Source organism: Micromonospora sp. LOL_021, assembly GCF_048060215.1.
Lineage (GTDB): Bacteria > Actinomycetota > Actinomycetes > Mycobacteriales > Micromonosporaceae > Micromonospora_E.
Window position 1 is genome coordinate 91676 of sequence record NZ_JBHMIN010000021.1, and the last position, 9196, is coordinate 100871.

General features: G+C 71.0%; 7 protein-coding genes. 5 read left to right on the forward strand and 2 right to left on the reverse strand.

Annotated elements, in window-relative coordinates; all coding sequences use genetic code 11:
* Positions 1 to 122: 122 nt before the first annotated feature.
* On the reverse strand, positions 123 to 1265 hold the full coding sequence (locus tag ACFHWT_RS16065) for a class I SAM-dependent methyltransferase (RefSeq protein ID WP_416595422.1): 1143 nt from the start codon (positions 1263 to 1265) through the stop codon (positions 123 to 125).
* A gap of 200 nt (positions 1266 to 1465) precedes the next feature.
* Here ACFHWT_RS16065 and thrS point away from each other — a divergent pair, with 200 nt between their 5' ends.
* From thrS to ACFHWT_RS16085, 4 genes are all read left to right on the forward strand, one after another.
* A complete protein-coding gene (thrS, locus tag ACFHWT_RS16070; protein WP_416595423.1) occupies positions 1466 to 3523 on the forward strand; it encodes a threonine--tRNA ligase in 2058 nt (685 codons plus the stop codon).
* A gap of 115 nt (positions 3524 to 3638) precedes the next feature.
* The gene (locus ACFHWT_RS16075; protein ID WP_416595439.1) at positions 3639 to 4115 is read left to right on the forward strand and encodes an HIT family protein; all 477 of its coding nucleotides are present in this window, start codon (positions 3639 to 3641) and stop codon (positions 4113 to 4115) included.
* A 90-nt stretch (positions 4116 to 4205) separates the two neighbouring features.
* Positions 4206 to 4808, forward strand: a complete 603-nt coding sequence (locus ACFHWT_RS16080; RefSeq protein WP_416595424.1) for a TetR-like C-terminal domain-containing protein — start codon at positions 4206 to 4208, stop codon at positions 4806 to 4808.
* A 108-nt stretch (positions 4809 to 4916) separates the two neighbouring features.
* Positions 4917 to 5933 (forward strand): SDR family oxidoreductase, encoded by a 1017-nt coding sequence (locus ACFHWT_RS16085; RefSeq protein WP_416595426.1) that lies wholly within the window; start codon positions 4917 to 4919, stop codon positions 5931 to 5933.
* A gap of 3 nt (positions 5934 to 5936) precedes the next feature.
* Here the strand turns inward: ACFHWT_RS16085 and ACFHWT_RS16090 are convergent, their stop codons facing one another.
* Positions 5937 to 8063, reverse strand: coding sequence for an elongation factor G-like protein EF-G2 (locus tag ACFHWT_RS16090; protein ID WP_416595427.1), 2127 nt, complete (start codon positions 8061 to 8063; stop codon positions 5937 to 5939).
* Between the two features lie 313 nt (positions 8064 to 8376).
* On the opposite strand from ACFHWT_RS16090, the gene pgsA reads away from it, so the two are divergent.
* Positions 8377 to 9024, forward strand: coding sequence for a phosphatidylinositol phosphate synthase (gene pgsA / locus ACFHWT_RS16095; protein ID WP_416595429.1), 648 nt, complete (start codon positions 8377 to 8379; stop codon positions 9022 to 9024).
* The last annotated feature ends 172 nt before the right edge of the window (positions 9025 to 9196 follow it).

Consider the following 9196-nt stretch of genomic DNA (forward strand, 5'->3'; position numbering starts at 1 on the left):
ACGACCGTACTGCCCCTGGCAAGTCGGTGGTGACCGCGGTCACCGCGCACGGCGGCGCCGCCCGACGTACGTCGCGGCCCCGGTCGACGCCGACCGCTGGGTCTGTCGCCGCCGACGATGGCTCAGGGCAGCCGCAACACCCAGCGGTACGCCTGCACCAGCCCGGTGTCGAAGCCGGCCGCCGACCCCCACAGGAAGATCCGGAACCGCCGGTACATCGGCTCACCCCAGCGCTGCACCACCTCGTCCCGGGCGGCGTCCAGCCGCCGGGCCCACTCCCGGCAGGTCAGGTAGTAGTTGTGCCGGTCGTCGGCGATGCTGCACAGCTCGAACGGGGAGCGGGCGACGTGCCGCAGGTACTGGTGCAGCAGCAGCGGCGCGGACCGGCCCGGATAGATGTAGCGCTTCATGAACGCCGACGCGACGTGCTTGCGCCGCATCGCCAGCGCGTCGAGGTAGACGCGCCCGCCCGGCCTGAGCAGCTCCGCGTACTTGCGCAGGCTGCGGCGGTAGTCCGGCAGGTGCTCGGTCACCCCCATGTTGACGATCGCGTCGTAGCGACGATCGTCGGTGAAGCCGAAGATGTGCTGACGCACCACCCGTACGTCGAGCTGTTCCCGCTCGAACAGGTCGACGAGGTAGCGTTCCGACTCCCGCGACAGCGTCGTGGTGGTCACCTCGATGCCGTGCCGGGCCGCGTGCTCGGCGAACGCACCCCAGCCGCCGCCCACCTCCAGCACCCGGTCACCCGGCTTGACCCCGATCGCCTCCAGAGCCAGGTCCATCTTGCGGGTCATCGCGTCCTCGAGCGGCTCGTCGTCGGCGGCGAACACGCCCTCCGTGTAGCAGCGGTGGCGGTTGTCGAGGAAGGTCAGGAAGAACTCCGACTCCGAGTCGTAGTGGTGGGAGATCGCCCGCCGGTCGTCCTCCCGCCGGCCGCGCAGCAGCCCGGCGAACACGCCGGAGAACCGGGCCACCGGATGCAGATCAGTGAAGAACGCCCGCATCCGCAGCGCGGCGGACAGGTCACCCTCGACGTCCAGCCAACCCTGCAGGTACGCCACGGCGACCGCGAACTGGTCCAACGCGGCCAGCGCCCGGGCACCACGGGGGTGATGTACGGCGATGGTGAACTGCGGATCGCCCGGGCCGAAGCGGTGCTCGGTGCCGGCGACGTCCAGTACGGCGAACGGCACCGGCCGCCGGCTGGCGAAAAATGAGTCGTACCGGCGCCGCAGAGCGCCGACCATGTCGGTGGCAGCCACGGCGTCAATCTAACGCCGGAACCGGGTCGACGTCAGGGCGTTGCAACAGGACCGACACCCGGTCACGCCGACGGGGGGCGATAGCATCAGGGCCGGCCGGGCCCGCCCCGGCCACCGGAACACCGTCGCCGGCCCGTGCCGGACCATCGTACGCACCGATTGACCGTACGCACCGATCCACCGACCGTGAGGAGCCCGTCGTGTCCGCAAGCGCAGCCAGTCCCCAGGCCGAACCCGTCGTGGTCCCGGCCGGGACCACGGCCGCGGACGCGATCGCCGCCGCCGGCCTGCCGGTGAACGGCCCGAAGGCGATCGTCGTGGTCCGGGACCCCGAGGGCATGCTGCGGGACCTGGACTGGTCACCGGAGGCCGACGTACGGGTAGAGCCGGTCGCCATCGACTCCCCGGACGGGCTCGCCGTGCTGCGCCACTCCACCGCGCACGTGCTCGCCCAGGCGGTGCAGGACCTGTTCCCGGAAGCCAAACTCGGCATCGGCCCGCCGATCACCAACGGCTTCTACTACGACTTCGACGTCGCCCGGCCATTCCAGCCCGAGGACCTCGACAAGCTGGAAAAGCGGATGCAGGAGATCATCAAGTCCGGGCAACGGTTCCGGCGGCGGCGGTTCGCCGACCTCGACGCCGCCCGGGCGGAACTCGCCGATGAGCCGTACAAGCTGGAGCTGGTCGACGTCAAGGGCACCGCCGACTTCGACGCCAGCGAGGTGATGGAGGTCGGCGGCGGTGAGTTGACCATCTACGACAACCTCGACCCGACCTCGGGCAAGACCTGCTGGTCGGACCTGTGCCGGGGCCCGCACCTGCCGTCCACCCGGCTGATCGGCGCGGTCAAGTTGATGCGCAGCGCGGCGGCGTACTGGCGGGGATCCGAGCGCAACCCGCAGCTGCAGCGGATCTACGGCACCGCCTGGCCCACCCGGGACGCGCTTAAGGCGTACCTGAAACTGCTCGACGAGGCCGCCCGCCGCGACCACCGCAAGCTCGGCGCGGACCTCGACCTGTTCAGCTTCCCGGACGAGATCGGCTCCGGACTGGCGGTGTTCCACCCCAAGGGCGGCATCATCCGCCGGGAGCTGGAGGACTACTCGCGCCGCCGGCACGAGCAGGCCGGGTACGAGTTCGTCTACTCCCCGCACATCAGCAAGTCCCAGCTGTTCGAGACCTCGGGGCACCTGCCGTACTACTCCGACACCATGTTCCCGCCGGCGGAGATGGAGGGCGCGCAGTACTACCTCAAGGCGATGAACTGCCCGATGCACAACCTGATCTTCCGGTCGCGCGGGCGGTCGTACCGGGAGCTGCCGCTGCGGCTGTTCGAGTTCGGCACCGTCTACCGCTACGAAAAGTCCGGCGTGGTGCACGGGCTGACCCGGGTGCGCGGGCTGACCATGGACGACTCGCACATCTACTGCACCCGGGAGCAGATGCCCGGTGAGCTGCGCTCGCTGCTCGCCTTCGTGCTCGACCTGCTGCGGGACTACGGCCTCGACGACTTCTACCTGGAGCTGTCCACCCGCGACGACTCGGACAAGTTCATCGGCGACCCGGCCGAGTGGGCCGACGCCACCGAGACCTTGCGGCAGGCGGCGGTCGACTCGGGGCTGGAGCTGGTCCCCGACCCGGGCGGCGCGGCCTTTTACGGCCCGAAGATCTCGGTGCAGGCCCGTGACGCGATCGGCCGGACCTGGCAGATGTCCACCATCCAGCTGGACTTCAACCAGCCGAAGCGGTTCGGCCTGGAGTACCAGGCCGCCGACGGCACCCGGCAGCAGCCGATGATGATCCATCGGGCGTTGTTCGGCTCGATCGAGCGGTTCTTCGGCATCCTCACCGAGCACTACGCCGGCGCGTTCCCGGCCTGGCTGGCCCCGGTGCAGGTGATCGGCATCCCGATCCGCACCGACCACGGCGACTACCTGGCCGAGTTCGTCGCCATGCTGCGGGCCGAGGGCATCCGGGCCGAGGTGGACTTCTCCGACGACCGGATGCAGAAGAAAATTCGCACCGCCCAGCAGCAGAAGGTGCCGTTCATGGCGATCGCCGGTGACGCCGATGTGTCGGCCGGGACCGTCTCCTTCCGCTACCGTGACGGTTCGCAGCGTAACGGGGTGCCGCTGGCCGAGGCGGTGGCCCATGTCGTCGACGTGGTGCGGTCCCGGACCAACGTCAACCCGACCGCGACCGTTCCCGACAGTCAGGCGGTGTCCGACGGTCCGACGGGGCCCGCCGGGCAGTGAGCCGGGTCGCCGTCGGGTGAGTCCGGTCGTGCCGAGCCCGTACGATCACGGGGTGACTGGCACGACCGGACAACCCGGGCCGGATGGCCTGGAACGACTCTGGACTCCGCACCGGATGGCGTACATCTCCGGTGCGGACCGGCCCGACGGCGGCTACGACTCGCCGACCGGCTGCCCGTTCTGCCTGGCCCCGGGCCGGCCGGCCGAGCAGAGTCTGGTGGTGGCCCGGGGCGAGCGGGTCTTCGCCGTGCTCAACCTCTACCCGTACAACCCCGGTCACCTGCTGGTCTGCCCGTACCGGCACGTCGCGGACTACCCGGAGCTGGACCGGGCCGAGACCGCCGAGCTGGCCGAGTTCACCCAGACCGCGATGCGGGTGATCCGCGCCGTGAGCAGCGCGCACGGCTTCAACATCGGGATGAACCAGGGTGGGGTGGCCGGTGCCGGCATCGCCGCCCACCTGCACCAGCACGTGGTGCCCCGGTGGGGCGGGGACGCCAACTTCATGCCGGTGATCGGCCGCACCAAGGTGCTGCCGCAGCTGCTCGCCGACACCCGCGACCTGTTCAGCGGGGCGTGGCCGGCGACCTGACAGGGGTGTCCCCGTTAGCGAAAACTAGTTGTCGAAAACTTGATTTCGGTAGCTGGTTTTCGTAGTCTCGGTTGGGGCGAGGAGGTGACGGTGTCGGAAACGCAGGCCAGACCGCGTCGCAGCCGGCTCTCGGCGGAGCGCGAGCAGGAGCTGCTGACGGTCGCACTGGCGATGGTGCGCGAGCGCGGCTACGACGCGGTCACCATCGACGACATCGCGGCTGCGGCAAAGGCCAGCACCGCTACGTTGTACCGGCGCTGGGAGAGCAAGCCGATGCTGGTCATTCGGGCTCTGCAGGCGCAGAAGCCCGCTCCGGCGATCGAAATCGACACCGGCTCCCTCCGCGGCGACCTGCTGGCACTGGCGACGGTAGCCAGCGACGCGGCCCGAATCAGGGACTCGCACGACGCGGCCATGACGGGTCTGGCCCGGGACGTGTTGCTCAATCCCGAGCTGATGCTCGCTCTCCGCGAGCTCATGATCGAGCCGCAGATCCAGGCGATGCGTCGGATGCTGCAGCGACACGTCGACGCCGGGCGGATCGGCCCGGACAACCCGGTCCTCGACCTGGTGGACCAGATCCTCCTCGGGCCGTTGCTGGCCGGCCAACTCTACCTCGGTCACCGGCCCGGCCTGGCCGCCCGAATCGTCGATGACGTCCTTCTGCCGCTGCTGAGCGTGACGCGCGGCTGAGGCAGCTCCCTCGCCGCCTGATCCAGGTCATCCGACGAGCTCGTTCCTTGCCCGGAGCGATCACGATCCGTGATTGCTGGTTCGCGCTGTCAAGATTGGGGAACCTCGATGTCAGCAAACCGTATCCTGGTCACCGGTGGCACCGGATTCGTCGCCTCGTACGTGATCCAAAGTGCCCTGGCCCGCAACTTCCAGGTCCGGACAACCGTGCGCTCGCCGGCCCGGACCGCCGAGCTACGCCGCACCGTCGGCGACGGCTCCATCGAGGTGGTGACCGCCGACCTCACCGAGGACGCCGGCTGGGACGCCGCCGTACAGGGCTGTCGCTACGTCCTGCACATCGCCTCCCCGTTCCCCGGAACCCGACCGGCCAACGAAAACGATCTGGTCGTGCCGGCCCGTGACGGCACGCTCAGAGTGCTGCGGGCCGCCCGCGACGCCGGAGTACACCGAGTGGTGATGACGTCGTCCTTTGGGGCAGTCGGCTACGGCGAGCAACCGCTGGACCGTCCCTTCACCGAACAGGACTGGACGGATCCCGACGCGCCGGGTATCGACCCGTACATCAAGTCCAAGACCGTCGCCGAGCGGGCGGCATGGGACTTCGTCGAGCGAACCGACGGAGGTATGGAGTTGGTGGTCCTCAACCCCACCGGAATCTTCGGGCCGGTCCTCAGCAGCGACCCTCCCTCCTCGGTCGGCATCATCCAGGCGATGCTGTCCGGCCGGATGCCGCGCGTTCCCGACCTGTGGGTGTCCCCGGTCGATGTGCGGGACCTCGCCGACCTGCAGATGGCCGCCATGCTGACGCCGGAGGCCGCCGGGCACCGCTACCTCGCCGCCAGCGGCGACCTGCTGTCGTTGCGCGACATCGCCGCGATCCTGCGCCGCCGGCTCGGCGCGGACGCGGCGAAGGTCTCCATCCGGGCGATGCCATCGACACTGGTGCGGATTCTGGCCCCGTTCGTCCCGCAACTGCGGGCAATGGTCGGCAACCTGGGCATCCGCCGCCCAATCTGCACCGACGCCGCCCGCGAGACCTTCGGCTGGACACCGCGGCCGGCAGAGGACACCGTCGTCGACACCGGACGCAGCCTCGTCCACAGCAGCCGGACCGGAAGCTGAGGGTCAACTGGGCGATACGCGCTCGTAGCGGGCGAACGCCCGACGGAACGTGCCGGCACCTCCGGTGATCGAGCGCAGCTCCACCGCGTACCGCAGCAGTTCGGTCGCCGGCACCTCGGCGCGGATCACCGTCCGGTCGCCGGCGTCGTCGTCGCCGGTGGTGGTGCCGAGCACTCGGGCGCGCCGGCCCGCCAGGTCGCCGAGCACCGCGCCGACCGCACCGTTCGGCACCCGGACCGTGATCTCGTCGACCGGTTCCAGCAACGTCGGCCGACCGGCGGTGGCCGCGTCCCGCAGGGCCAGCGCCCCGGCGGTCTGAAACGCCGCGTCCGACGAGTCCACCGGATGTGCCTTGCCGTCCACCAGGGTCACCCGCAGGTCGACCACCGGATGTCCGCTGACCACGCCCCGGCACATCTGGGCCCGTACCCCCTTCTCCACCGACGGGATGTAGTTGTGCGGCACAGCTCCGCCGACCACCCGGTCGACGAACTCGCAGCCGCTGCCCTCCGGCAGCGGCTCCACCTCGATGTCGCACACCGCGTACTGTCCGTGCCCGCCGGACTGCTTCACGTGCCGCCCGTGCCCCCGGGCCGGCGCGGTGAACGTCTCCCGCAGCGACACCCGCACCGGCTCGACGTCCACCTCGACGCCGCCCGAGCGCAGCCGATCCAACAGCACGTCGGCGTGCGCCTCACCCATGCACCAGAGCACCAGTTGGCGGGTCTCGGCGTTGCGCTCCAGCCGCAGCGTCGGATCACCGGCGACCAGCCGGCCCAGGTTGCGGGCCATCGCGTCCTCATCCGACCGGGTACGGGCGACGACCGCCACCGGCAGCAGTGGTTCGGGCATCTCCCACGGCTCGACCAGCAGCGGATCCGTGGCCGCCGAGATGGTGTCACCGGTCTCCGCGCTGCCCGACTTGGTCAACGCGCAGATGTCGCCGGCGACGCAGACCTCGACCTCCCGCAGCTGGGCACCGAGCGGGCTGTAGATGTGCGCCACCCGTTCGTCGGCGTCGTGGTCCGGGTGGCCCCGCTGGCTGAGGCCGTGCCCGGCCACATGCACCGTACGGTCGGTGCGCAGCGTGCCGGAGAAGACCCGGACCAGCGACACCCGGCCGACGTGCCGGTCGGCGGTGGTCCGGACCACCTCGGCGACCAGCGGGCCGGCCGGGTCACAGCCCAGCGGCGGCCGGGGCGTGCCGTCCAGCCCGGTCACCGCCGGCAGGGTGTGCTCGGGCGGTGCCGGGAACGCGGCGGTCAACAGCCACAGCAGCGCGTCGAGCCCGACCCCGGTGTGGGCGCAGACCGGCAGCACCGGATGGAAGTGGCCCCGGGCCACCGCCGTCTCCAGGTCGTCGACCAGCATCTTCGGGTCGAGCTGCTCACCGGCGAGGTACCGGTCGAGCAGGGTCTCGTCCTCGCTCTCGGCGATGATCCCCTCGATCAGTTCGTCGCGTGCCTCGGCGATCGCCGGCAGATGCTCCGGGTCCGGCTCCCGCACCTGCGGGGGATGGCCGGTCGAGTAGTCCAGGACCTGGCGGGCGAGCAGGTCCAGCAGCCCGACGATGCCCACCCCGTCGTCGGCGAGCATCGGCAGGTGCAGCGGCAGCACGTTGTCGCCGAAGACCCGCTGACACAACGCGACGGTCTCGTCGACGTCGGCGCGTGGATGGTCGAGCCGGGTGAGCGCCACCGCCCGGGGCATGCCGACCGCCGCGCACTCCTCCCACAGCGCGGCGGTGGCCGCGTCCATCCCGTCCGCCGCGCAGACCACGAACAGCGCGGCGTCGGCGGCGCGTAGCCCGGCCCGCAGCTCACCGACGAAGTCCGCGTACCCCGGGGTGTCCAACAGGTTGACCTTGACGTCGCGGTGGAACAGCGGCGCGCAGGTCAACGCGATCGAGCGTTGCTGGCGTACCGCGGCCGGGTCGTGGTCGCAGACCGTCGTGCCGTCCGGGACCTGCCCCGCCCGGCTGATCGTCCCGGTGGCGGCCAGCAGCGCCTCGATCAACGTGGTCTTGCCGGCACCGGAGTGCCCGACCAGCACCACGTTGCGGATCCGTTCGGGATCGGTGACCACCGCAACGGACCCGGCGGGCCCCCTGTCGTGGTTCTTCTGCGCCATGACTGCGCACCTCCTGGCTGCCTGACTGGGTGGGGCGACCGCGCTGCGGACCAGGCCGGGCTCCGGTCCGGACCGGAACGGCCGGCCGGGACCGCAGAGGATGACCGCGGGGTGAATCCGCGGCGACATCTTCAGGCGGGCGGGACCTGCTCGGTAACGTGAACCGTGCCCGGGTGAGCTCGCTCACGTTCACGTGTCGATCCCACATCCGCGACGCGCCGTACACAAGTCCGGCGCGCGAGGTGACCGCCACCGGCTCACGTTCGTGGCCACCGTGCCGACCCTTTCCGTCGACCGTTATCGTGGGACCGCCATGGCGAAGATCTTCAGAGTGTCCGTCCGCGCGGGCATGACCCGGGTGATCGAGCCGGTAGCCCGCGGACTGCTCGGCGCAGGGATATCGCCGAACGCGGTCACGGTCGCCGGCACCGTCGGTGTGCTCGTCGGGGCGATCGGTTTCGGCGCCCGCGGCCACCTGATCACCGGTCTGGTGATCGTCACGCTGTCCGCCCTGACCGACGTGCTGGACGGCACGATGGCCCGGCTACGCGGCGGATCGAGCACCTTCGGCGCCTTCCTCGATTCGAGCATGGACCGGATCGCCGACGGGGCGATCTTCGGCTCGGTGGCGTACTGGCTCGCGGTCAGCGGCAACCGGGCGGGTGCGGTCGCGGCGCTGATCTGCCTGGTCGCCGGCGGCATCGTGTCCTACGTGAAGGCGCGCGCCGAAGGGCTCGGGATGACCTGCAACGTCGGCGTCGCCGAACGGGCCGAGCGGCTGATCCTGGTCGGCGTCGGCGGCCTGCTCAGCGGCCTCGGTGTCGGCTGGGGGCTGCCGGCCGCGCTCTGGCTGCTCGCCGCGCTGTCGCTGGTGACGATCTGGCAGCGGATCGCTCACGTCCACCAGCAGACCGCCGCCGCAGCGGGCCCTCGGCAGGCGGCGCAGGGCGTGGACGCGTGACCCCGGTCGAGCTCGGCTACGCGGCGGCCTGGCGGCTGATCCGGACGCTGCCCCGGCCGGCCGCCGCCGCACTGTTCCGCGCAGGTGCCGACCGGGCGCACCGACGCGGCGCGCGACGGCGAGCCGGTGCCGGACCTGGAGCCGTATCTCGGCTCGTACGGCCACCTCGTCG